This is a genomic window from Streptomyces sp. SID14515, assembly GCF_010548505.1.
Classification (GTDB): domain Bacteria; phylum Actinomycetota; class Actinomycetes; order Streptomycetales; family Streptomycetaceae; genus Streptomyces; species Streptomyces caviscabies.
Window position 1 is genome coordinate 22,482 of sequence record NZ_JAAGMH010000121.1, and the last position, 23,208, is coordinate 45,689.

The following is a 23,208-nucleotide window of genomic DNA, read 5'->3' on the forward strand; positions in this document are numbered from 1 at the left end:
ATCTCCGCTCAGAGCAGGAAGTCGTCTTCGAACTCGGCGATCTCGTCCTGCGACAGGCCTCCGAGCGAGAAGTCGGAGGCGGTGCGACCGCCGGCGTCCGGCCCTTCGGCGTGCGTGACGATCGCTTCCAGGGCCCGGAACCAGCTCTCCGCCAGGTCGCGTACGTCTTCCTCGTCGATCAGTTCCCGCGGCCAGGACCAGCCGGCCGTCAGGGTGGGCCCGTCGGGTCCGTCGATCGCCGCGGCACTGAGGACGAACGCGTACCTGAGCCGCATGCCGTCGTCGCTGCCGCCGCTCACCCCGCTGTCCGCCTCGGGAGCGGGGGACCAGGCGGTCGTCCCGCCGGAGCCGCCCTTCTTGCCGGCCAGTTCGAAGCGGCCCAGGTAGTTGAAGCTGATCTGGGGGGTGGGGAGGGCGGCGAGGGTGGGTGCGGTGTCGGGGTTGAGGTGGCGGAGGAGGCCGTAGCCGGCGCCGTTGTCGGGCAGGGCCCTGAGCTGTTCCTTGATGCTCTTGACGGCGTTGCCGACGGCGGGGCCGCCGGTCCGGATCTCTTCCCAGGCGTCTTCGGTGACGCCGGGGGAGAGGTGTACGGGGTAGAGGCTGGTGAACCAGCCGATGGTGCGGGAGATGTCGGTGCCGGGGACGAGTTCCTCACGGCCGTGCCCCTCCAGGTCGATGAGCGTCCCGGTGGTGTTCTGCCCGCGGCGACGTCGCCAGTCGGCGACGGCCAGTGCGAAGCCGGTGAGGAGGATGTCGTTGACACCCGCGTGGAAGACGGCGGGAACGGTGGTGAGCAGAGGCTCGGTGAGATGAGGGGGAAGTTCCACGGAGAGCGCGCGACTGGTGGCCGCGGTATCCCGGTCCGGGTCGAGAGGACGGTTGCCGAGCAGCGGGTCCTCGGCCCCGAGCATGGCGGTCCAGGTGTCCAGCTCCGCGGTGCGCGCCTCGGTGGAGGCGGCCTCGACCAGCCCCTGGGCCCAGCCGCGGTAGGAGGTTCCGGGCTGTCCGAAGTCGGGCTCGCGTCCGGCCTCGGCCGCATCGTGCGCGGTGGCGAGATCCGGGAGGAGTATGCGCCAGGAGACTCCGTCCACGACCAGGTGGTGCGCCATCAGGAGCAGGCGCCCTTCGACGCCCGGACCACCGTCGAACCAGACGGCCTGGAGCACGACACCGTCGTCGGGCGCGAGTGCGTCCTGAGCCGGCTTGGTCTCCTTCGCCATCAGGCTGCGCAGTTCGCCGCCGTGGACGCCGGCGGTGTCGACGCGGCGCAGGATCCACGCGGCGTCGACGTCACCCTTGGGCCGGACGGTGAACGTCCATGGGCGGCCCTCGGTCCGCGTGGTCCGCAGGCGCAGGATGTCGTGGTGGTCGATGAGGGACTGGAGCGTCGTGGTGAGTGTCTCCACGGTGGCGGTGGCGGGCGTCCGGACGACCATGGCCTGGTAGAAGCCGTCGATCTCGCCGCCTGCCTCGGACAGCCAGTGGATGATCGGCGTCGCCGGGAGGTCACCGGTCCCCGCTTCGGGGTCGTTCGGGGTGTCGACCGCGCTGCCGTCGGAGGCCACCGCGATGGCGGCGAGCGCCTCGACGGTGCGCTGCTGGAAGACGTCACGCGGTGTGAAGACGAGCCCGGCCGCACGGGCGCGGCTGACCAGCTGGATGGAGACGATGCTGTCGCCGCCGAGGTTGAAGAAGTTGTCGTCGATGGTGACGGTGTCGAGGTTGAGGGTTTCGGCGAAGAGGGTGCAGAGCAGTTCTTCGCGGGGGTTGCGGGGGCTGCGGCCGACGACTTGGCGGCTGAAGTCGGGTGCGGGGAGGGCTTTGCGGTCCAGCTTCCCGTTCGCGGTGAGGGGGAGTTCGGTGAGTGTGATGAATGCTGCGGGGATCATGTGGTCGGGGAGGTGGGTGGCTGCGTGGGTGCGTAGTTGGTCGGGGTGGGGGGTGTGTCCGGGGGTGGGGAGGGTGTAGGCGATGAGTTGTTTGTTGCCGGGTTGGTCTTCGCGGAGGAGGACGGTGGTGTGGGTGATGTGGGGGTGGGTGGTGAGTGCGGTTTCGATGTCGCCGAGTTCGATGCGGAAGCCGCGGAGTTTGATCTGGTCGTCGCTGCGGCCTTGGTATTCGATGGTGCCGTCGGTGGTCCAGCGGGCGATGTCGCCGGTGCGGTACATGCGTTCGCCGGTGGTGCTGTGGGGGTTGGCGGTGAAGCGTTCGGCGGTGAGGGCGGGGCGGTGGGTGTAGCCGTGGGCGAGTTGGATTCCGGCGAGGTAGAGCTCTCCGGGGACGCCGACGGGGACGGGGCGCAGGGCGTTGTCGAGGATGTAGGTGCGGGTGTTCCAGATCGGCCGCCCGATCGGAACACCACCACCACTGCCACTACTACTGCCACCACTACTGCCACTGCCACTGCCACTGCTTCCACTGCCACCACTACTGGTGGTGTCACTTCCACTGCTGCTGGTGGTGGTGGTGTGGTGGGCGGTGACGTCGACGGCGGCTTCGGTGGGGCCGTAGAGGTTGTGGAGTTGGGTGGTGGGGAGTTGGGTGTGGAAGCGGTGGGCGGTGTCGGTGGGGAGGGCTTCGCCGGAGGAGATGATCCGGCGCAGGGTGGTGCAGTGGGGGGTGGTGGGTTCGGTGAGGAAGGCCTGGAGCATGGAGGGCACGAAGTGGGCGGTGGTGATGCCGGTGTTCTGGATGAGGGTGGTGAGGTAGGCGGGGTCTTTGTGGCCTTCGGGGCGGGCGAGGACGAGGGTCGCGCCGGTGCGCAGGGGCCAGAAGAATTCCCAGACGGAGACGTCGAAGCCTGAGGGTGTTTTCTGCAGGACCCGGTCGGTGGTGTCGAGTTGGTAGGTGTCCTGCATCCAGGCGAGGCGGTTGTTGATCGCGTCGTGTCCGACCACGACGCCCTTGGGGCGTCCGGTGGAACCGGATGTGAAGATCACGTAGGCGGGTGCGTTCGGTGCGACTGTCACGTCGGGGCGGTGTGCGGGGTGTTCGGTGCCCCGGCCCTGGTCGGTGTCCAGCAGGAGCTGGGGCACTGGTGTTGTGGGCAGTTGCGGGGCGGTGTTGGTGGTGGTGAGGAGGAGTGCGGGGGTGGCGTCCTGGAGGATGGTGCTGATGCGGTCGGCCGGGTAGTCCGGGTCGACCGGTACGTACGCGGCGCCCGCTTTCAGGACGGCGTAGAGGGCGGTGACCAGTTCCACGGAGCGGGGGGCGGCGACCGCGACGAACGTTCCCGGCCCCACTCCCCGGGCGGTCAGTGCGTGCGCGAGCTGGTTCGCCCGGGTGTCCAGTTCCGCATATGTGACAGCCTGGTCCTCGAAGAGGACGGCGGTCGCGTCCGGGGTGCGGGCCACTTGATCCTCGAACCCGGAGACCAGGGTTCCCGGTGTCACCGTGTGGTCGGTCGCGTTCCATCCCTCGACCACCCACCCACGCTCCACCGCGGACAGCACGTCCAGCTCACCGACCCGTACCCGCGGATCGGCCGCGACCGCCTTCAGCAGCCGCACCAGACCCGCCGCCAGCCGACGCGCCGTCTCCTCGTCGAACAGATCCCGGGCGAACTCCAGCCGCCCCGACACACCCGCGGCACCACCCTCCCCATCCCGCAACTCCACGAGTTCGAGCGTGAGGTCGAAGCGGGCTTTGTCGAGGGGAACCTCGTGGGCGGTGGCCCGGACGCCGTTGAGGTTCAACGCCGTCTCGGGGTTGTTGTGCAGGGAGAGCAACACCTGGAAGAGGGGATGACGGGCCAGCGACCTCGCCGGGTTGAGAATCTCCACCAGCCGCTCGAAGGGCAGCTCCTGGTGCGCGTGTGCCGCCAGGTTGGTCTCACGCACGCGGTCCAGCAGCTCATGGAACGCCGGGTCTCCCGACGTGTCCGTACGCAGCACCAGCGTATTGACGAAGAACCCGACCAGATCGTCCAGCGCCGCGTCCGTACGCCCCGCGATCGGCGAGCCGATCGGGATGTCCGAGCCCGCGCCGAACCGCGACAGCAGAGCCGCCAGACCCGCCTGGAGCACCATGAACAGGCTGCTGTCACGCTCCTGGGCCAGGGCGAGCAGCCGCTGGTGTGTGGCCGCGTCCAGGTGTACGGGAACGTCGGCGCCGGCGTAGGTCGCCACCGCGGGACGCACCCGGTCCGTCGGAAGGGCCAGCTCTTCGGGCAGGTCGGCGAGCTGGGATCGCCAGTAGGCGATCTGCTGCGTCAGCGTGCTGTCGGGGTCGGATTCCTCCCCCATGGCGTCCTGTTGCCACACCGTGTAGTCGGCGTACTGCACCGGCAACGGCTCCCACACCGGCTCCTTGCCGACGCACCGTGCCGCGTACGCGACGGAGACATCGCGGGACAGCGGTGCCATGGACCAGCCGTCCCCCGCGATGTGATGCAGCGTCACCAACAGTACGTGCTCGTCGGACGTGAGCTGGAACAGGTTCACCCGGACCGGAATCTCCGACGCCAGGTCGAAGTCCTCCAGGGTGGCCCGGACGAGGGCATCCCGCAGTTCGTCCTCGCCGATCCGGGTGAGACGCAGGTCGAGACGGACCTCGTCGGCCGGCAGGATCTCCTGGCGCGGCCGGCCGTCCGTGTCGGGGAAGACGGTGCGCAGGCTCTCGTGGCGCCCGATCACGTCGGTGAAGGCGTGGCGCAGCGCCTCGGCGTCCAGCGGGCCGCTCAGCCGCAGGGCGGCCGGCAGGTTGTAGTTCCCGCCGCCCCCCTTCATCCGGCTGAGGAACCACAGCCGCTGCTGGGCCGGCGACAGCGGGATCTCAGCCGGTCGTTCCCCGGCGGTCAGCGGCGCGCGGGTGGGGGCCTCGGCGGCCCGGATCCGGGCCGAGACCCCGGCGACCGTCGGGTCCTGGAACAGGTCCCGTACGGTCAGCTCCACCTTGAGCTGGCGACGGATGCGTCCCAGCAGCCGGGTCGCGCTGAGGGAGTGGCCGCCCAGGTCGAAGAAGTGGTCGTCGATGCCGACGCGCTCCACGCCCAGGATGTCGGCGAAGAGCCGGCAGAGGTGCTCCTCGCGCTCGTTGCGCGGGCCCCGGCCGCCGGTGGTGCCGCTGAACTCGGGCGCGGGCAGCGCCTTGCGGTCCAGCTTGCCGTTCGTGGTCACCGGCAGCGTGTCCATGGCGACGAACGCCGAGGGGACCATGTACTCGGGCAGTTGCCCGGACGCGCGGTCCCGCAGCTCGGCGGAGAGGCGAGCCGGGTCGAGCGCGGCCCCCTTCGACACCACGTAGGCGACCAGGTGCTTGTCGCCGGGCTGGTCCTCCCTCACCACCACAGCGGCCTGGGACACCTGCGGATGGGCGGAGATGACCTTCTGGATCTCCTCCAGCTCGATGCGGAAGCCGCGCAGCTTGACCTGGTCGTCGACGCGGCCGACGAACTCCAGCTGTCCGTCCGGCGCCCACCGGGCCAGGTCGCCCGTGCGGTACATCCGCTCACCGGGCGTGCCGAAGGGGTTGGCCACGAAGCGCTCTGCCGTCAGAGAGGCGCGGCCCAGATAGCCGCGGGCGAGGCCGGCGCCGGCGATGTACAGCTCACCCGGCGCCCCGGCCGGTGCGGGCCGCAGTCGGCCGTCGAGGATGTGGATGCGGGTGTTGTACGACGGATACCCGATGGGCGGAGCGCCCTTGCCGGCCTCCAGCGGGGCGCTGAAGGTCGCGCCGACGGTCGACTCGCTGGGCCCGTACCCGTTGATCATCCGCAGACGCGGGGCCCACCGGTCCATCAGCTCGGCGGAGGTGGCCTCACCGGCCACCGTCAGGGAGCGGAAGGCCGGGAAGTCCGCGGGCGGGACGGTGGCCAGAGCCGCCGGCGGGATGATCGCGTGGGTCACCTCCTGGCCGAGGAGGACCCGGGTGAGCGCGTCGTCGGCCAGCGGGCCGAGGGGCGGAATGACGAGAGTGGCGCCCGCGCCGTAGGCCATGCAGAGCTCCGCCACCGAGGCGTCGAAGCTGGGCGAGGCGTACTGCAGGACCCGGCTGTCGGCGGTGACGTCGAGCCGGTCGGCCACGGTCGCCGCGAGGCTCGCCAGGCCTTGGTGGGTGACGACGACGCCCTTGGGGCGGCCGGTGGAGCCGGAGGTGTAGATGACGTAGGCGGGGTGGGTGAGCTGTACGGGGACGGCGGGGTTGTGGTGAGGCCGGCCGGTGGTGAGGCCGGCGGTGTCGATCAGGAGGCGTGGGACCCGGTCGTGTTCGGGGAGCCTGGGGGCGTGTTCGGTGTCGGTGATGAGCAGGGCGGGCGCGGCGTCGTCGAGGATGTAGCTGATCCGGTCGGCCGGGTAGTCCGGGTCGACGGGCAGGTAGGCGGCTCCGGCCTTCATCACGGCGAGCTGGGCGACCGCGATGTCCACCGACCGGGGCAGCGCGAGCGCCACGATCTGCTCACGGCCCACCCCCCGCTCGATCAGCAGATGCGCCAGCTGATTGGCACGCTCGTTGAACTCCTCGTAACGGAATGTCACGTCGGTGGAGGAGATGGCGGTGGCCTCGGGAGTGCGGACCGCATGGTTCTCGACGATCCCGTGGAAGGTGACCGGGTCGACGTCACGCCGGAAGTCGTTCCATTCGACCAGCACCTGGTGCCGGCTCCGCTCGGTGAGCAGGTCCACCTGTCCGACGGGCCGGGGGTCCTGGTCGCCGATCTTCTGGAGCAGTGCGACGAAGCGGTCCAGGACGTCCTGGGCGGTGGCGGTGTCGAAGACGTCCCCGCGGTAGTCCAGCCGCACCTGCATGCGCTCGCCCGGAACGGCGGTGAGCACCGCCGTGTAGTGGCTGGCGTCGCGGGCGTCGAATCCGGTGATGCTCAGGCCTTCACCGGGCAGCTTCAGGTCAGCGGTGTCGACCGGGTAGTTCTCCAGGACGATGCAGGTGTCGAAGAGGTCGCCCACTCCGGCGATCTGCTGGATGTCGGTCAGGCTGACGTGGTGGTAGGCGGTGAGCGCGGCCTGTTCGGACTGGAGCCGGTCGGCCAGGGCGCCGAAGGTCTCGGTCGGGTCGAGGGTGACGCGCACGGGCAGTGTGTTGATGAAGAGGCCGACCATCGACTCGATGCCGGGAATGTGCGCGGGGCGACCGGAGACCGCCATGCCGAACACGACGTCGTCGCGCCCGGTGAGCTGCCCCAGCACGGTCGCCCAGGCCGTCTGCAGAAGGGAGTTGAGCGTCCGGCCTTCCGCTCGGCTCTGTGCGACGAGCGCGGTGGTCAGCTCGGTGGACAGGGCGGCGGACACCCGCTCGGGCAGGTCATGGCTCCTGCCTCGGCTGACCGGGGCCACCAGGCTGGGCTCCTCGATACCGCGGAACACTTGCTTCCAGGCAGCGTCCGCTGCCGCCCGGTCCTGCTTGGCCAGCCAGCCGAGGTACTCGCGGTAGGGGGTGACACGGGGCATCGCCGAAGCGTCGCCCCCGGTGCCGTACAGCTCGAACAGCTCGGTGAGCAGGACGGGCATCGACCAGCCGTCGAGCAGGATGTGGTGGTTGGTGAACACCAAGCGGTACTCGCCGGGCGCCAGCGTGACGAGCGTGAACCGCAGCAGCGGCGGACGCTTGAGATCGAAGCGGCGCATCCGGTCCTCGGCGAGCCAGCGCTCCCACTCCGCCTGACGTTCCTTTGCGGCCAGTCCGCTGAGGTCGGTCTCGGTCCACGGCAATGCCACTTCGCGCGGAATCACCTGCACCGGCTCGTCGAACTTCTCGTACAGGAATGCCGACCGGAGATTGGGGTGCCGCTGCAGCAGCGCCGCCGCCGCCTGCCGCATCCTGTCGGCATTCAGCGGGCCTTCGATGTCGAGCACGAGCTGGACGGTGTAGATGTCGTCCGAGGCCTCGTCGTAAACCGCGTGGAACAGCAGCCCCTGCTGCAGCGGCGACAGTGGAAGGATGTCTTCGACTCCGGGCCTATTCACCTGAATTACTCCCGCTCTATCTGCGCGAAATACCGCGCCCGCATACAGTCCGTGCATTCCAGCGCTCACTCAACAACGCTGCATGGAGGGCCACAACCACGACTGCAGCAACCTGCCAGGGGGTGCGATCCGGCGTGATGCTCCATGGAGCGAACAGCAGTTGGCTGTCACGTCGGTAGTCCACCGGGGGGCCGGTCGATAGCGTCCACGGGACGCCTCTGCCCGGGGCGGCGCAAAGACCGGGGAAATCGGCCGCGAAGGCAGGCTACTTTCCGGCGCTAACAGTGAACAGGGGGCAGGGGAGCGCATGCGGGTTTCAGTCGGCGGTCTGGTATTCGATGTGGAGGTCTCGGGTCCGGAGGACGGCGATCCCGTTCTCCTTCTGCACGGGTTTCCGCAAAGCAGGCACGCCTGGGACCAGGTGGTGCCGGCACTGCACAGCGCCGGCCTGCGGACCATCGCTCCCGACCAGCGCGGGTACAGCGACGGCGCCCGCCCGACCGGTCCGGACGCCTACGCACTGCCGTTGCTGGCGGCCGACGCGACGGGCATCCTGGACGCCCTCGGGGTCGGCTCGGCCCATGTGGTCGGCCACGACTGGGGAGCCGTCGTCGCCTGGTGCCTCGCGGCCCGTCACTCCGCCCGGGTGCGGACCCTGACCGCGGTGTCCTTCCCGCACCCGGAGGCGTACTGGTACGCGCTGCGGAACGACCCCGAGCAGCGGGAACGGTCGCGGTACCTGGCCTATTTCGCATCGCCGGAGTCCACCGCGGGGATGCTCGCCCACGACGCGGCGCAACTGCGGTCCCTCTTCGGGAACCAGGTCGCCCCGGAGCAGGTGAAGCGCTACCTGGACCTGCACACCCGGCCCGGAGTGCTGGACGCGACCCTGAACTGGTACCGCTCGGGCAGTCTGCTTGCCGAGCACGAGGGCTTCGGCTCCGTCGGGGTACCCACCACCTACGTCTGGAGCGACGAGGACAGGGCGGCGAGCCGGGTCGCCGTCGACCGGACGGCAGAGCATGTCACCGGCCCCTACCGTTCCGTGAGCCTGGAAGGCATCGGTCACTGGCAGCCGGAACAGGCGCCGGACCGTATCGCCGCGGAAGTCGTGCGCCAGACCCGGCGGAACGGCTGAGCCCACTCTCTGGCACGGCCGGCGCGTACGGTCCGTCCGTGCTGTTCACACGGAGGAGTACGAAATGACAGACCTGGCCGACCCGGAACTGCCCAGGAGTGGTCGCACCGAGGAGATATGGAAGGAGCTCCGCGAGCAGTCGCCGCTCTACCGGAACGAGCGTGCGAACGGGCCTGCGTTCTGGGCCGTGCTCTCGCACCCGCTGGCGAACCAGGTGCTCAGGGATTCCGCGAACTTCACCTCGGAGAAGGGCATGCGGCTCGACCACAACCCCCTGGCCACCGAGGCCTCCGCGGGAAAGATGCTGATCGTCACCGACCCGCCCCGGCACGGGAAGATCCGGCGGATCATCAACTCGGCGTTCACGCCGCGGATGGTCAAGCGGCTTGAGGACACCATGCGTTCCACCGTCGTGGAGACGCTGGAGGAGGCCCTGGAGAAGGGCACCAGCGACTTCGTCGACGCCGCCGCCCGGCTGCCGGTCTCCGTCATCTGCGACATGCTCGGTGTGCCCAAGGAGGACTGGGGGTTCATGCTGGACCGGACCATGATCGCCTTCGGTTCCGACGCGGTGGATGGCGGCGAGGACCAGGCCATGCGCGCGGCCGCGGCCCACACCGACCTGCTCATGTACTACGACGAGCTGGTCGAGCTGCGGCGCGAGGACCCGCAGGAGGACGTGGTCAGCGCGATGGTCCAGGGTGAGGTGGACGGTGAACCGCTCACCGACGAGGAGATCTTCCTCAACTGCGACGGGCTGATCTCGGGCGGCAACGAGACGACGCGGCACGCCACCGTCGGCGGGCTGCTCGCACTCATGGACCACCCGGACCAGTGGGACCGGCTGCGCGCCGATCCCGGACTGCTGCCGAGCACGGTGCAGGAAGTGCTGCGCTACACCAGTCCGGCCATGCATGTGCTGCGCACCGCCAACCAGGACACCGAGCTGGAGGGCCGTGCGATCGCGGCGGGCGACGAGGTGGCGGTGTGGTTGTCGGCCGCCAATCGCGATGGGCAGGTCTTCGAGAACCCCGACGCCTTCGACGTCGGCCGCTCGCCCAACCGCCACCTGACCTTCGCCTCGGGCACGCACTTCTGCCTCGGTTCGGCGCTGGCGACCATGGAGCTCTCCGTGATGTTCGAAGAGCTGACCCGGCGGGTGGGGGCGGCCGGACACGCGGGGCCCGTGCAGCGCATGCGTTCCAACCTGATCTGGGGTTTCGAATCGATGCCGGTGGCCTTGGGTCGGAGGGGCTGAGCGGGTACCGCAGGGCCTCAGCCGCGGGGGTGAGCGGGTTCATCCCTGAGACTGATCTCGCGTCCCCCGGTTCCGTGAAACGTTGAGAGTATGGCAAACCAGATGAAGAGTCCGGAAGTGATCGCCATGGGTACCGAAAGGCCGGTCCCGCGCTGGGCGGAGAAAACCGCTCACCTCATTCCGTTGGTCGCTCTGCCGGTGTGCTTGTGGCGGCTTCCCATCGCCTTAGGATTCACGATGGGGACAGGCCTTCCGGCCATGGATATGCCTCTGTGGATGTCGATTGCCTATGTCGGCGGGCTCAGCGTGATTTCCGAGCTCTTTGCGCTGTCGTGTTTCAGCCTGGTGCGCCCGTGGGGCGAGGTCGTGCCGGCCTGGGTTCCCAAGTTCGGCGGCAAGCGTGTTCCGCCGTACATGGTGATCGTTCCCGCGGTTGTCGGTGGCCTGGTCATCGTGGCGGTCCTGATCGGCTGGGTTCTCACCACATTCCAGATCGCCGGATTCGAACGCGGTCCGTTCGACAGCCTGGGATGGGAGATCCTCGCGGTGTCGTGCAGCGGTTTGTTCGTGCTGTGCGGCCCCATGGTGCTGGCCCTGACCTATGCCTACTACCGGCGCCGCTGCCAGCCGTAGGACTGATGTGCTCATAGATGTGCGGCCGGCCCTGGCTTGAGGGTCCGGCCGCTTTCCTTTTGCCGTGCGGGGCGTGGCCCCGCTCTTCTCGCTGGTTCAGGTCCGGAGCGCGGCCCCGCCCCCTTGTGCCGTCTCACGGCCCGGGGACTGGGGATCCTGCCGGCTTCACCGGCGTCAGTGGAACCGGCCGGAGTCAGGGTCGCTCCGGGATTGCCTCCCGTACAGAAACGCGGGCTCTCCGTCTCCTGCTCCCGTCACCTCCTGCTCCCGCCACGTGCGAGGGCTCCCTCGCCACGGATGGTGATGAGGGAGCCCTCGTAGCGGTTGCGGGTCGCTCCCGCAGGGTGACCGGACAGGCTCAGCGCCCGCTGGGGATCAGCCGGTCATCGCCTTTGGTGTCGTCCTCGGTGTCGGCGACCGCCACCGGGCGCGGCGCCGGAACAGGCTCGTCCGGAAGTTCCACCGCCAGGTGCGGCATGCGCTTGTCCAGCCAGCCCGGCAGCCACCAGTTGTTCTTGCCGAACAGGTGCATCAACGCCGGGACGAGCATGGTGCGCAGGATGAAGGCGTCCAGCGCCACGGCCGCGGCCAGGCCGAGACCGAACATGGCGGCGGCCCGCTGACCCGACAGGACGAAGGAGCCGAACACCGCGATCATGATGATCGCGGCAGCGTTGATCACCCGGCTGGTCTCGGCGAGACCGGTGCGGACCGAGGTGGCGTTGTCCTTGCCGTGGACCCACTCCTCGTGCATGCGGCTCACCAGGAAGACCTGGTAGTCCATGGAGAGACCGAAGAGCATGGAGAGCATGATCACTGGAAGGAACGCCTCGACCGGGCCTTCGCCCACGCCCAGCAGATCCGCCCCGAACCCCCACTGGAAGATCAGCACCACCGCGCCGAAGGACGAGGCGACCGCGAGCACATTCATCAGTGCCGCGGTGAGGGGGATCAGGAGGCTGCGGAAGGCGAGCATCAGCAGCAGGAAGCCGAGGACGACGACCACGCCGATGAAGAGAGGCAGCTTCTGGGCGAGTGCGTCGGCGAAGTCGTCGGAGACGGCTGTCGTACCGCCGATATAGACCTTGAGCGAGCTGTCCGCGGACGCGTCGGGGACGATGTCGTCGCGGAGTCGGGTGATCAGTTCGGACGTCTCCGCGGACTGGGGTGAGGTCTCCGGCACGACCTGCACGATCCGAAGGTCACTGCCCGGTGCGGCCGGTGCCGCCACGGCGGAGGCCACTCCCTTCGCGCCCTTCACCTCGGCCACCACCGAGTCGAGCGCCGCGCTCTCCTGCGGGGAGTTCACGACCGCGACGAGCTGGAGAGGCCCGTTCGAACCGTCTCCGAAGCCCTCGGCGAGGAGGTCGTACGCCTTCCTCGTCGTCGTGGTGGACGGGTTGTTGCCCTGGTCGGAGAAGCCCAGGCGCAGGGAGAACGTCGGAATCGCCAGTGCCACCATCACGATGAGGGCGACGGCGGAGAGAATCCGCGGACGCTGCTCCACGATGCGCGACCAGCGCACCGCGAGCCCGGCGGGATGCTCCGTCTCGGGCCCCCGCTCGGCGAGCTTGCGCCGCTGACGGCGGCTCAGGACACGGCCCTTCATCACACCCAGGAGTCCGGGCAGCAGCGTGACGGCGGCGAGCATCGTGGTCAGGACGACCAGCGAGGCTGCCACGGCCATGCCGTTGAGGAAGTCGAGGTCGATGACGAACATGCCGAGCAGCGAGATGCACACGGTGGCACCGGCGAAGAGCACCGCGCGCCCCGACGTGTTGACCGCCCCGGTGGCCGCGTCCTCCGGAGAGAGGCCGCGGTTGATGTTGGCTCGGTAGCGGGTGACGATGAACAGCGCGTAGTCGATGCCGACGCCCAGGCCGATGAGCATGCCGAGCATCGACGAGAACTCCGGCACGGAGGTCACGTGGCTGGCCAGGCCGACGGAGCTGAGCCCCACTCCGACGCTGAAGAGCGCGGTGACGAGTGGCACCAGCATGGCGAGGAAGGAGCCGAAGGCGAAGTAGAGGATGATCGCCGCGGCGATCACACCGACGATCTCGCTCAGATTGGCCGGTGGCTCATCGGCGAACGAGATGACCCCGCCGCCCAGTTGCACGTCCAGCTGATCACCGGAGACGGCCTTCGCCGTCTTCACGAGCTTCTTGACCTGATCGGGCTTGATGTCCTCGAAGGGCACGCTGAAGGACAGCTGCGCATAGGCGATCTTGCCGTTCTCGCTGATCTGCGCGGCGCCCTGCGGCTCGTACGGTCCGGCCACTCGGCCGATCTGCGGGAGGCTGTCGACCTCCTGCAGCATCTTGCCGATCTTCTGCTGGACCTCCGGATCCCGGACCGATCCCGACTCCGCCTTCCAGACGATGGACGCGGATTCGCCGGCCTGTTCCGGGAACTCGGCCTGCATCAGTTCGAGTGCCTTGGTCGAGTCATTGCCCGGGAGAGTCAACGAGTTGGAGTACTTGGGCCCGCCGATGGCACCGTTTATCATGCCGATACCTGCGAACGCGACGATCCACAGCATGATGACGATCCACCGGTGTCGGAAACACCAACGACCTAATGTGCCCACAACTTACTCCACTTCATATCGGTCTTCCGAGTTCGTGCTAGGTGTGAGGGGATTTCGGATGCCCCCGGTCCTGGTGGACCAGTGCTGCGGCATGCCGCCTGGGTCGGAGGTCATGGAACACCGCCCCAAGCCTTCTGCGGTGCGGAGCACGGCGTCAACGCAGGGTTCAGCAACCTGCCAGAACGTGGTTCGTGTCCGCCGCCCGGACGATTCGTTGGCAGGAAGGAACGCGATGCTCCGGGCGATCAGCCTTTCCGCACCGGAGGGGAGCACATCGGCGGTGGTCGACAAATCTTCGATGCCGCGAAGTGACGCTCGGCTACCTCCGGTACCGGGAGAGTGGGAGCTGGGCGGTATCCGTCCGGCCGTCGGCATCGCGCTCGCCTCCGGTCGGGAACATCGGGCCCGGGGTAGGGAGCGGCTGAGGCATGCGCAATGCCTTATTCGATCTCTCTCATTGCAAACTCTCGAACCGTGGTGTCGAAGAGGTCCCGGGAAGTCTTGTCCACGCGTTCCCGCGACGCTTATCGTCGACCTGAATTCGGTGACGATGGCATCCCGCCCCGCTTTTCGCCGAGTTGTCGGACAACCGGAGCGGGTGCGCGATGTGGCCGCCCTACGGCAAGTGAACCCACCGAGGAGAATCAGATCCATGACCACGACCGCCAGTGACCGCCGCTCGGTGATCAAGGAAATAGTCTGCGACATTCTGGAGATCGAGGAGGACGAGGTGACGGATACCAGCCTCTTCATCGACGACCACGGCGCCGACTCGCTGCGTGCCATCGAGATCCTGGCCTCCTTGGAGAAGGAGTTCAGCATCACCATCGACCAGTCCGAGCTGACCCGGATGATCAATCTGGAGGCGGTCCACCAAGTGGTCGCCGAGGCGTCTGCCCGCTGACGCCGCCCAGCGGTCCTGCCGCTCCGGCGGTTCGGGATCCCGGCTCGCATCTCCTGTGACGCGCCGGCCGGCGGGGACCGGTTCCCCGACGGCACCACGGACGGCGCGTCGCACGAGGTGCGGTCGGCCGGTGGTCGCCGAACTCGCCGGTGGGCCTGCGAGCATGGGCTTCGAGGCCACCGGCGAGTTCGGCGATCGGACCCCTTACCGCCGTTGCACGGAAGAGAGAGCGCACCGAGGCCGAGGAGCGGACCACCGAGCCCGCGACCGGGAGCCGACACCCAGGAGGAAACACAGTATGAGCGTCGGCACCCGACGTACCGCCCGGTCGGCGACGGTCGACACCGACAGGTGGTTCCGCCGCTACCCGGCGACGGACCGCCTTCGCCGCAGGCTGCTGGTGCTCCCGCACGCAGGCGGATCGGCCAGCTTCTATCACTCCTGGGGAACCTCGTTCGACAGCGCTACGGAGGTACTGGTCGTGCGCTATCCAGGGCGGCACGACCGCCTGGCCGACCCGTGCGCCGAGACCATGGAGGAGCTTGCCGACCAGGTGACCGCGGCGCTCCTTCCCCTCCTCGACGACGTACCGACGGTGCTCTTCGGGCACAGCATGGGCGGGTCGCTCGCCCACGAGGTGGCCTTGCACCTGAACGACGGGCACGGGGTGCGCCCTGCGGCACTCCACGTGTCGAGCCGAAAGCCCCCGCACCGGGTGACGCCGCGATCGCTGTACACCCAGGGCGACGAGGCGTTGATCGAAGAGGTCCGCCGGCTCGGCGGCACCGACGAGGCGCTTCTGACGGATCCGGACCTCCGGGAGATCGTCCTGCCGGCCATTCGCGCCGACTTCACGATCGTCGGGACCTACGGCCCGCGCGCCGCCCGGCCGGTCGACTGTCCTCTGTACGCGTACGTCGGGGACGAGGACGCGGACACCTCGGTGGCGGACATGTCGTGCTGGTCCGACGTCGCGTCCGGCGAGTTCCACCTGGATGTGCTGCCCGGAGGCCATTTCTACCTGGTCGACCAGCGCGACGCCCTGATCAGGATGATTGCCGGCCGGCTGCTGACCGTCGGGTGAAGCGGACACGCGCCCGCCGACACCACTGAGCCCGTCCCGCCGCAAGGCCAGGAGGACTCCAGGGCGGGGCTCGGCCCTGGCGGCTCCCGCCCCGCCCGCATAGCGTCTCGCGTAGCAGTCAGCGTCAGCGTCAGCGCGAGAGAGGCCGTCCGTGCCGCACACCGTTCCGTCCCCGGACCCCGGAGCAGCAGCCGCTGCTGAGCTCGCCCGGCGCGCCGCGCGCGTCGAGGCCGCCCTCACCGCGCCCGGCGCGCCCTTCGCCGTGGTCATCGGCGAGCGGGGGACACCTGAGTACGCCGACGGGCCCCGTACGCTCCGGGAGTTCGTGGAGGCCACCTGGGCCTACGGGGACGCGCCGTTCCTGATCGCGGGGGAACGGACGTACTCCTACGGGGAGTTCTTCGCTGCCGCCTCCGCCCTCGCCGTACGCCTGCGGGAGCGGTACGGGCTGCGCTCCGGCGACCGGGCCGTGATCGCGATGCGGAACCACCCCGAGTGGCAGATCGCCTTCTGGGCCGCCCAGTTGGCCGGGCTCGTCGCCGTACCGCTCAACGCCTGGTGGACCGAGGAGGAGTTCGGCCACGCCCTCGACGACTGCGAGCCCGAGGTGCTCCTCGTGGACGGGGAGCGGCTGGGGCGGGTCGCCGGCTGGGCCCGGCGGACCGGGGCGCGCGTCGTCCTCTTCCACGGCTCCGACGGGGAGGAGAAGGACGCCGCGGGGCTGCGCGTCGAGCGGTACGAGGAGTTCCCCGCGCCCGATCCGCTGGCCGCGCCGCCCGACGTGGAGCCCCGGCCCGAGGACGACGCCACGATCCTCTACACCTCCGGCACCACCGGCCGTCCCAAGGGCGCGGTGGCCACCCATCTCGCCCAGGCCGGGGCCGCGCTCAACCCCCGCTACCACGCGGCGGCCTCCGCACGGGCGCGCGGCGTCATCCCGGGGCAGGGGCCCGCACCGGTCTCGCTGATGACGTTCCCGTTCTTCCATGTCGCCGCGTTCACCGGCTTCTACGCCGCGATGGCGGCCGGCGGCACCCTCGTCCTGATGCACAAGTGGGACGCGGACGAGGCGCTGCGGCTGATCCGTACGCACCGCGTCACGCACTTCTCCGGCGTCCCCGCCACCGGGCTCCAGCTGCTGGAAGCCGCGGAGCGGGCGGGCGACGGGCTGGCGGGGCTCACCCTGTTCAGCACCGGGGGAGCCGCGCCCCCGCCCGCCCTGGTCGCCCGCCTCACCGCCCGCTACGGCGAACGCGTCGAGCCCCGCAACGGCTACGGCCTCACCGAGACCAGCGGCGGGGTCCTCGCGCACTTCGGCGACGAGTACCGGGCGGAGCCCGGCGGCGCGGGACGGCCCACCCCGGTCACGGAGGTGCGGATCGCCGGGCCCTCGGGCGATGAGCTGCCCGACGGTGAGCCGGGCGAGCTGTGGCTGCGCGGCCAGTCCCTGTTCCGCGGCTACTGGCGCGACGCGGCGGCGACCGAGGAGGCCTTCGGGGACGGTGGCTGGTTCCGTACGGGAGACCTCGCCGTACGGAGCGAGGGGCGGATCTCCGTCGTCGACCGGCTCAAGGACGTGGTGATCCGGGGCGGCGAGAACGTGTACTGCGTCGAGGTCGAGGGCGTCCTGCACGACCACCCCGACGTGGCCGACGCCGCCGTCCTCGGCATCCCGCACCCGGTGCTGGGGGAGGAGGTGGCGGCCGTGGTCCGGCTGCGCACCGGAGCCGGGGCCGGTGCCGGGGTCACCGCCGACGTTCTGCGCGACCACGTCGGCGCGAGGCTGGCCGCCTTCAAGGTGCCCGCCCGGGTGCTGTTCACCGAGGAGCCGCTCCCGCGCAACGCCACCGGGAAGCTCCTCAAGCCTCGGCTCCGGGCCCTGGTGGAGGCGGCCACCGCGCCGCTCCCGGGCGCGTAGTCCGGGCTTCCGTGCGGGCGGCCACCGCGCCGCGCGGGTGCGTAGTCCGGGCCTCCGTGCGGGCCGCCACCGCGCCGCTCCCGGACGCGTAGTCCGGGCCGCCACCGCGCCGCTCCCGGGCGCGTGATCCGGGCTTCCGTGAGGGCCGCCGCCCCACCCGCTCACGGGCGCGTGACCCGTACTCGGTAGTTCCCGTCGTCGTCCTCGTCCAGCACGGATATCCGTACGCCGTTGGCCCGGTCGGTGAACGTCTGGCCGGGGCGGAACGGGGCGTCCGACAGTTCCGCGTGCACATTGGGGCGTCGGGTGCAGCCGCCGCTGTCCTCGGTGGCGTCGGCGACGGAGACCGGGCCCTGGCCGGTGTCCACGTCGGAGCTGACCTTGTAGATCAGCACCCCGGGCCGGCAGACCGCCTCGTCGTTGCCCCCGGCCGTACGGACCTCCACGGCGTAGCCGGACTGGGCGCTCAGCGGGACGAAGGCGAGCTTGGTGCCGCCCTCGGCGGCCAGCGGCCCGAGCGTGTGCTCGCTGACGCCGGACTGCGAGGCGCAGCTGATCTGGTCGTTGTCGAGCCAGCCGAGCTTCCACTTGTGCCAGGCCAGGAAGTCGTTGTTGGCGCCCCAGTCCTCGGACATGATGTCCCAGTGCCCCACCGAGCCGCCGCCCTCCATCGTGTAGAGGTCGGGCAGCCCGAAGACATGGCCGTTCTCGTGCGGCAGGACGCGGTAGCCGGTCTCGGCGTACGACCCCGACCCGTCGTCCTGGCGGCTGTAGACGAACGAGGTGTTGGCGAGCGGTACGCCGTCCGCCTCCGGGGCCTCGTCGTTGCCGGAGAAGGTCACCGAGAGCACGGTGTCCAGCGCGGAGGGGCCGGCGTTCGGGCTGACCAGGATGTTGACCAGGTCGTACTCCGAGAAGTCGACCCGGGGGTCGGCGGCCGCGACGATGTCCTTCACCAGCTGGCGGTAGCCCGGCTCGAACGGTGATCCGCGCTCTATCCCGTACTCCGTGAACGCCATCGGCATCCGCAGCCAGTCCTTGACGGGGGCCTCGGGCCGGTAGACGAGCCGGCCGTAGGAGCTGGTCCTGAACCAGTCGGAGGTCTGCGGGAAGAACTCCGCGTACCGGTCCGCCGCGGGTTCCGTGCCCTCCGCGTCCGGGAAGTCGATCATCAGGTTGAGCGCCCTGACCTCGCCGGTCGACCGGGCGTAGCCGGCCGGGGTCGGCAGGCCCTCGGACATCTGTACGCCCATGGTGGCGGAGATCCGGCACGGGGCGAGCGCGGAGTCCTGCGAGGTGGCCGCCGGGCCCGCCGAGGCGCGTCCGGTGGTCGGCAGGGTGGTGCTGGCCGAGGCCATGGCCGCTATGACCAGCGCGGTCGCTCCGGCCAGGGCGATCGGGCGGCGGTGTCTGCGTATCCGGTGGCGGGGCTGCTGCATAGAGGCGCCTTCGGGGTCCGCGGCAGCCGGCCGACCCCTGACTGCGCTCTGGCGATCAGCCTGTGCCGGGTGGCCGGGGGCCGCTCGCTGGGTGCGCCGATCGGTGGGTTTTCCTGCCGAGGTGATGTGACTCAGGTCACAGTGGGGCGGGAAATAAGCGGGGATCCTCTCCCCGTTTGCATACGTGTCCCCGCTAAACGGGGAAACGGTCCCCGGTTACGGGCAGGGGTCGACCGGCTACACAGAGGGAAGGAACGGCATCGTCGTGGAGACCGTCGCCGAGAACGCCGCATCGGCCGCGCAGTGCCGCACGGCCCGCCCGCGGGCCGACGCGCTGCGTAACCGCGAGCGGATCGTCGCGGCCGCGCGCGAGCTGTTCGTCGAGTTCGGGCCGGACGTGGCGCTGGACGACGTCGCACGCCGGGCGGGCGTCGGCAACGCCACGCTCTACCGGAACTTCCCCGACCGGGCCGCCCTCACCCATGAGGTCGTCCTCGCGGTCACCTCCCGCACCACCCTGAGGGCCGAAGAGGCCGTCGCCGCGGAGTCCGACCCGTTCGCCGCGCTCAGCCGCTTCGTGCACGCGGCCGCCGACGAACGGATCGGCGCCCTGTGCCCGATGCTCTCCGGCGTCTTCGACAAGGACCACCCCGAACTGCTCGCCGAGCGCCGGCGCCTCGAAGAGGCCGTCGAAGGGCTCGTGGCGCGCGCCATGTCCGCGGGGCGACTGCGTACCGACATCGCCGTCGGTGACGTACTCGTCGCCCTCTCCCAGCTCACCCGGCCGCTCCCCGGCATCGCCTGCCAGGGGATCGACCGGTTCACCCACCGCCACCTGCAGTTGTTCCTGGACGGCCTGGAGACCCCGGCCCGCTCGGAGCTGCCCGGATCGGCGGCGACCTTGGAGGACCTGCGGCGCCCCTGACGCCCGCATCGATCTGAGCCTTCCGGGCGGCATGTCACCGCCCCCGTACACGTAGTCGTTCCCCTCCGTCACAGCCCACTTCATCCGTCGCGCGTACACCGGTACGTACCGCCGACGCCCACTTCGCGACGCCTCGGCGCCCTCGCACGTCCTTAGGTGGCTACACCCATGCCAAAAACAGCCGGTCTGTCCCGAACGGCAGACACCGCCCTTCCTGATCCGAGCCGCTGGAAGGCCCTCGCCTTCATCGCGCTCGCCCAGCTGATGGTCGTCCTCGACGCGACCATCGTGAACATCGCGCTGCCCTCCGCCCAGACCGACCTCGGCATCTCCGACGGCAACAAGCAGTGGGTCATCACCGCCTACGCCCTCGCCTTCGGCGGGCTGCTCCTCTTCGGCGGCCGGATCGCCGACCTCTGGGGGCGCAAGCGCACCTTCGTCGTCGGTCTGATCGGCTTCGCGCTGGCCTCCGCGCTCGGCGGAGCGGCCCAGAACGAGGCGATGATGTTCGGCTCCCGGGCCCTCCAGGGTGTCTTCGGCGCCCTGCTCGCCCCGGCCGCCCTGTCCCTGCTCGCCGTGATGTTCACCGACGCCAAGGAGCGGGCCAAGGCCTTCGGCATCTACGGGGCCATCGCCGGTGGCGGTGGCGCGGTCGGGCTGATCCTCGGCGGCTTCCTCACCGAATACCTGAACTGGCGCTGGACGTTCTTCGTCAACATCCCGTTCGCCATCGTCGCCGCCGCGGGCGCGTACTTCGTCATCCGCGAGCCCTCCGGCGCCCGCAACCGCGCACCGCTGGACATCCCCGGCGTCGTGCTCTCCACGCTCGGCCTGGTCGCCCTGGTGTACGGCTTCACCCGCGCCGAGTCGGCCGGCTGGTCGGACGCGCTGACCGTCTCCATGTTCATCGCCGCCGCCGTGCTGCTGCTGGCCTTCGTCGTGACCGAGGCGCGCGTGAAGTCGCCGCTGCTGCCGCTGCGCGTCCTCACCGAGCGCAACCGGGGCGGGGTCTACCTCTCGCTGGGTCTCGCCATCATCGCGATGTTCGGGCTGTTCCTCTTCCTGACCTACTACCTCCAGGTCGTGAAGGGCTACTCCCCGGTCAAGACCGGCTTCGCGTTCATGCCGATGATCGTGGGAATGATCACCGGCTCCACCCAGATCGGCACCCGGCTGATGACCCGGGTCCCGCCGCGTCTGCTGATGGGCCCCGGATTCCTGGTCGCCGCGGTCGGCATGCTGCTGCTGACGCAGCTGGACCTGAACACCAGCTACTCGGCCGTCATCCTGCCCGGCATGCTGCTGCTCGGCCTCGGTATGGGTACGGCGTTCATGCCGGCGATGTCCCTGGCCACGCACGGCATCGAGCCGCGTGACGCGGGAGTGGCCTCCGCGATGGTCAACACCTCGCAGCAGGTCGGCGGCGCCATCGGCACCGCTCTGCTGAACACCATCGCCGCGAGCGCCACCACCGCGTACGTCGCCGACCACGCGGCCCGTGCCACCGACCCGCAGCTCCTGGAGCTCCAGGCCATGGTCAGCGGTTTCGCCGCCGCGATCTGGTGGGCGGTCGGCATCCTCGTCGCCGCGGCCGCCATCGCGATCGCCCTCATCAACACCGGCCGCCCCGGAACGGGGACGAGCGGCGGGGCGGACGGCGTGTCCGACGCGGGCGCCGAGGAGGAGTTCAGGATCCCGGTCGTCGCCCACTGACGGCGACCGCCGCTCCCTCCTTCTCCCACCTGCCCGGGCACAGCGCGAAGCCCGGGCAGGTCCTCTGCCCTGGTTCCGCTCAGCCGTTGCTCAGCCGTCGCTCAGCGGAGCCAGGGCAGATCCGCGTCCGTGCCCTCCGGCTCCAGGCCGGTCGCGAGCACTCGCATGATCTCCCCGAGGCTGCTCACCTGCTCGGGCGTGAGCCGGTCGAACATCGCCTGCCGTACGGCCTCGACATGGCCCGGCGCCGAGCGGCGGAGCATCGCGTAGCCCTCGTCGGTGAGCACCGCGTTCTGGCCGCGCTTGTCGGAGGGGCAGTCCTCGCGGCGCACCCAGCCGTTCTTCTCCAGCCGGGCGATGGCGTGCGAGAGCCGGGAACGGGTGATCTTCGCGTTCCGGGCCAGCTCCGTCATCCGCATCCGGCGGCGCGGGGCCTGCGAGAGCTGGACGAGCAGTCCGTAATAGATGTGCGGCATGCCGGCATCGCGCTGCAACTGGCGGTCGAGGTGATCCTCCAGCAGCGTGGTGGCATGCAGATAAGCGCGCCAGGCGTGCTGCTCCTCGTCGGTGAGCCAGCGCGGCGCGCCGGTGGGTGCCGTGGTCATGTACTCCACTGTACGACCTTTTCTTGAAAGTTTAACTAGATAGGGCTAAGGTCTCCGAGGGTGGGAACTTGAAGGTTCAAGAAGCCTGCCGAGGAGGTTCCCGCAAGGGTTCCGGCGTGGATCCGTACGGATTCCGCAGGACCCCTTAACAACGATCCCCTGGATGACCTCGGGAAACTCCTGCTCGGACGAGTTCGTGACCGGAACCAGTGCCCTGTGCATCCAACGCGGTGCCCGGCGCCACGAGTTCCGCGTCCAGTGGATGGGGAGTGCCATGACAGCCACCGCAGAGCGGATGCCCGCCCTCTACCTCTCGCACGGCGCACCGCCGCTGGCCGACGATCCCGTCTGGCCCGGCGAACTCGCCGCCTGGTCCGCGGGGCTGCCCCGCCCGCGCGCGATCCTGATGGTCTCCGCCCACTGGGAGGAGGCGCCGCTCGCGCTGGGAGCCACCGAGCCGGTGCCGCTCGTATACGACTTCTGGGGCTTCCCCGAGCATTACTACGCGGTGCGGTACGGGGCCCCCGGCGCGCCGCAGCTCGCCGACAGCGTCCGCAAGCTGCTGCGCGGCGCCGGTACGCCGGTCCAGGACATCCCGGACCGCGGCCTGGACCACGGGGCGTACGTACCGCTGGTGGAGATGTTCCCGGACGCGGACATCCCCGTACTCCAGATCTCCATGCCGACGCTCGACCCGCAGAAGCTGATGGAGATCGGGCGCAAACTCGCCCCTCTGCGCGACGAGGGCGTGCTGATCGTCGGCAGCGGCTTCTTCACGCACAACCTGGCCGCCCTGCGACACCAGGGCGGCGGGGTGCCCGGCTGGTCGGCGGAGTTCGACGACTGGGGCGACCGCGCGCTGCGGGCCCAGGACATCGACGCGCTGCTCGACTTCGAGCACACATCCCCGGCCGGGAAGCTGGCCCACCCGCGCACCGAGCACTTCGCACCGCTGTTCGTGACGCTGGGCGCGGCCGAGGACGAGCTGGACCGGGGGCGGAGCGTCATCGACGGGTTCTGGATGGGGCTGGCGAAGCGCTCGGTGCAGTTCGGCTGAGGGGTACGGGGTCCGGGGTCCTCGC

13 protein-coding genes are annotated in these 23,208 nt (G+C 69.9%); 9 read left to right on the plus strand and 4 right to left on the minus strand.

Translation table 11 applies throughout. The annotated features are described in order from the left end of the window. Positions 1 to 8 precede the first annotated feature (8 nt). Positions 9 to 7,919 carry a non-ribosomal peptide synthetase gene (locus G3I54_RS28740; protein WP_164618609.1) on the minus strand — a complete coding sequence of 2,637 codons (7,911 nt, stop codon included), beginning with the start codon at positions 7,917 to 7,919 and terminating at the stop codon, positions 9 to 11. A gap of 307 nt (positions 7,920 to 8,226) precedes the next feature. On the opposite strand from G3I54_RS28740, the gene G3I54_RS28745 reads away from it, so the two are divergent. The 3 genes from G3I54_RS28745 (at position 8,227) to G3I54_RS28755 (ending at position 10,948) form a co-directional block, all read left to right on the plus strand. Next, positions 8,227 to 9,057 carry an alpha/beta hydrolase gene (locus G3I54_RS28745; RefSeq protein ID WP_164618611.1) on the plus strand — a complete coding sequence of 277 codons (831 nt, stop codon included), beginning with the start codon at positions 8,227 to 8,229 and terminating at the stop codon, positions 9,055 to 9,057. Between the two features lie 64 nt (positions 9,058 to 9,121). Next, the gene (locus G3I54_RS28750; RefSeq protein ID WP_164618613.1) at positions 9,122 to 10,315 is read left to right on the plus strand and encodes a cytochrome P450; all 1,194 of its coding nucleotides are present in this window, start codon (positions 9,122 to 9,124) and stop codon (positions 10,313 to 10,315) included. Between the two features lie 90 nt (positions 10,316 to 10,405). Next, positions 10,406 to 10,948 carry a hypothetical protein gene (locus tag G3I54_RS28755; RefSeq protein ID WP_164618615.1) on the plus strand — a complete coding sequence of 181 codons (543 nt, stop codon included), beginning with the start codon at positions 10,406 to 10,408 and terminating at the stop codon, positions 10,946 to 10,948. A gap of 358 nt (positions 10,949 to 11,306) precedes the next feature. Here G3I54_RS28755 and G3I54_RS28760 read toward each other — a convergent pair whose 3' ends face one another. After that, on the minus strand, positions 11,307 to 13,457 hold the full coding sequence (locus tag G3I54_RS28760; RefSeq protein WP_239144632.1) for an MMPL family transporter: 2,151 nt from the start codon (positions 13,455 to 13,457) through the stop codon (positions 11,307 to 11,309). A 733-nt stretch (positions 13,458 to 14,190) separates the two neighbouring features. Between G3I54_RS28760 and G3I54_RS28765 the strand changes: the two genes are divergently transcribed. From G3I54_RS28765 to G3I54_RS28775, 3 genes are all read left to right on the plus strand, one after another. Beyond that, the gene (locus tag G3I54_RS28765) at positions 14,191 to 14,442 is read left to right on the plus strand and encodes an acyl carrier protein (protein ID WP_164618619.1); all 252 of its coding nucleotides are present in this window, start codon (positions 14,191 to 14,193) and stop codon (positions 14,440 to 14,442) included. A 298-nt stretch (positions 14,443 to 14,740) separates the two neighbouring features. Next, positions 14,741 to 15,526 (plus strand): alpha/beta fold hydrolase, encoded by a 786-nt coding sequence (locus tag G3I54_RS28770; RefSeq protein ID WP_164618621.1) that lies wholly within the window; start codon positions 14,741 to 14,743, stop codon positions 15,524 to 15,526. A gap of 151 nt (positions 15,527 to 15,677) precedes the next feature. Beyond that, positions 15,678 to 17,444 (plus strand): class I adenylate-forming enzyme family protein, encoded by a 1,767-nt coding sequence (locus tag G3I54_RS28775; RefSeq protein ID WP_164618623.1) that lies wholly within the window; start codon positions 15,678 to 15,680, stop codon positions 17,442 to 17,444. Between the two features lie 161 nt (positions 17,445 to 17,605). On the opposite strand, the gene G3I54_RS28780 is transcribed toward G3I54_RS28775, so the two are convergent. Beyond that, positions 17,606 to 18,883, minus strand: coding sequence for a M6 family metalloprotease domain-containing protein (locus G3I54_RS28780; protein WP_164618624.1), 1,278 nt, complete (start codon positions 18,881 to 18,883; stop codon positions 17,606 to 17,608). A 265-nt stretch (positions 18,884 to 19,148) separates the two neighbouring features. Between G3I54_RS28780 and G3I54_RS28785 the strand changes: the two genes are divergently transcribed. Then, positions 19,149 to 19,808, plus strand: coding sequence for a TetR/AcrR family transcriptional regulator (locus G3I54_RS28785; protein WP_164618626.1), 660 nt, complete (start codon positions 19,149 to 19,151; stop codon positions 19,806 to 19,808). Between the two features lie 168 nt (positions 19,809 to 19,976). Then, complete coding sequence (locus G3I54_RS28790; protein WP_239144633.1) at positions 19,977 to 21,521, plus strand: MFS transporter; 1,545 nt, start codon at positions 19,977 to 19,979, stop codon at positions 21,519 to 21,521. Positions 21,522 to 21,622: 101 nt separating this feature from the next. Here the strand turns inward: G3I54_RS28790 and G3I54_RS28795 are convergent, their stop codons facing one another. Next, on the minus strand, positions 21,623 to 22,135 hold the full coding sequence (locus G3I54_RS28795; protein ID WP_164618628.1) for a MarR family transcriptional regulator: 513 nt from the start codon (positions 22,133 to 22,135) through the stop codon (positions 21,623 to 21,625). Between the two features lie 265 nt (positions 22,136 to 22,400). Here G3I54_RS28795 and G3I54_RS28800 point away from each other — a divergent pair, with 265 nt between their 5' ends. Further along, the gene (locus G3I54_RS28800; RefSeq protein ID WP_103508191.1) at positions 22,401 to 23,183 is read left to right on the plus strand and encodes a class III extradiol ring-cleavage dioxygenase; all 783 of its coding nucleotides are present in this window, start codon (positions 22,401 to 22,403) and stop codon (positions 23,181 to 23,183) included. The last annotated feature ends 25 nt before the right edge of the window (positions 23,184 to 23,208 follow it).

Coding starts and splice junctions, on each gene's coding strand:
- G3I54_RS28745 (WP_164618611.1), top strand. CDS start 8,227: ATGCGGGTTTCAGTCGGCGGTCTGGTATTCGATGTGGAGGTCTCGGGT.
- G3I54_RS28765 (WP_164618619.1), top strand. CDS start 14,191: ATGACCACGACCGCCAGTGACCGCCGCTCGGTGATCAAGGAAATAGTC.
- G3I54_RS28755 (WP_164618615.1), top strand. CDS start 10,406: ATGGCAAACCAGATGAAGAGTCCGGAAGTGATCGCCATGGGTACCGAA.
- G3I54_RS28760 (WP_239144632.1), bottom strand. CDS start 13,457: ATGATAAACGGTGCCATCGGCGGGCCCAAGTACTCCAACTCGTTGACT.
- G3I54_RS28780 (WP_164618624.1), bottom strand. CDS start 18,883: ATGCAGCAGCCCCGCCACCGGATACGCAGACACCGCCGCCCGATCGCC.
- G3I54_RS28770 (WP_164618621.1), top strand. CDS start 14,741: ATGAGCGTCGGCACCCGACGTACCGCCCGGTCGGCGACGGTCGACACC.
- G3I54_RS28790 (WP_239144633.1), top strand. CDS start 19,977: ATGCCAAAAACAGCCGGTCTGTCCCGAACGGCAGACACCGCCCTTCCT.
- G3I54_RS28750 (WP_164618613.1), top strand. CDS start 9,122: ATGACAGACCTGGCCGACCCGGAACTGCCCAGGAGTGGTCGCACCGAG.
- G3I54_RS28800 (WP_103508191.1), top strand. CDS start 22,401: ATGACAGCCACCGCAGAGCGGATGCCCGCCCTCTACCTCTCGCACGGC.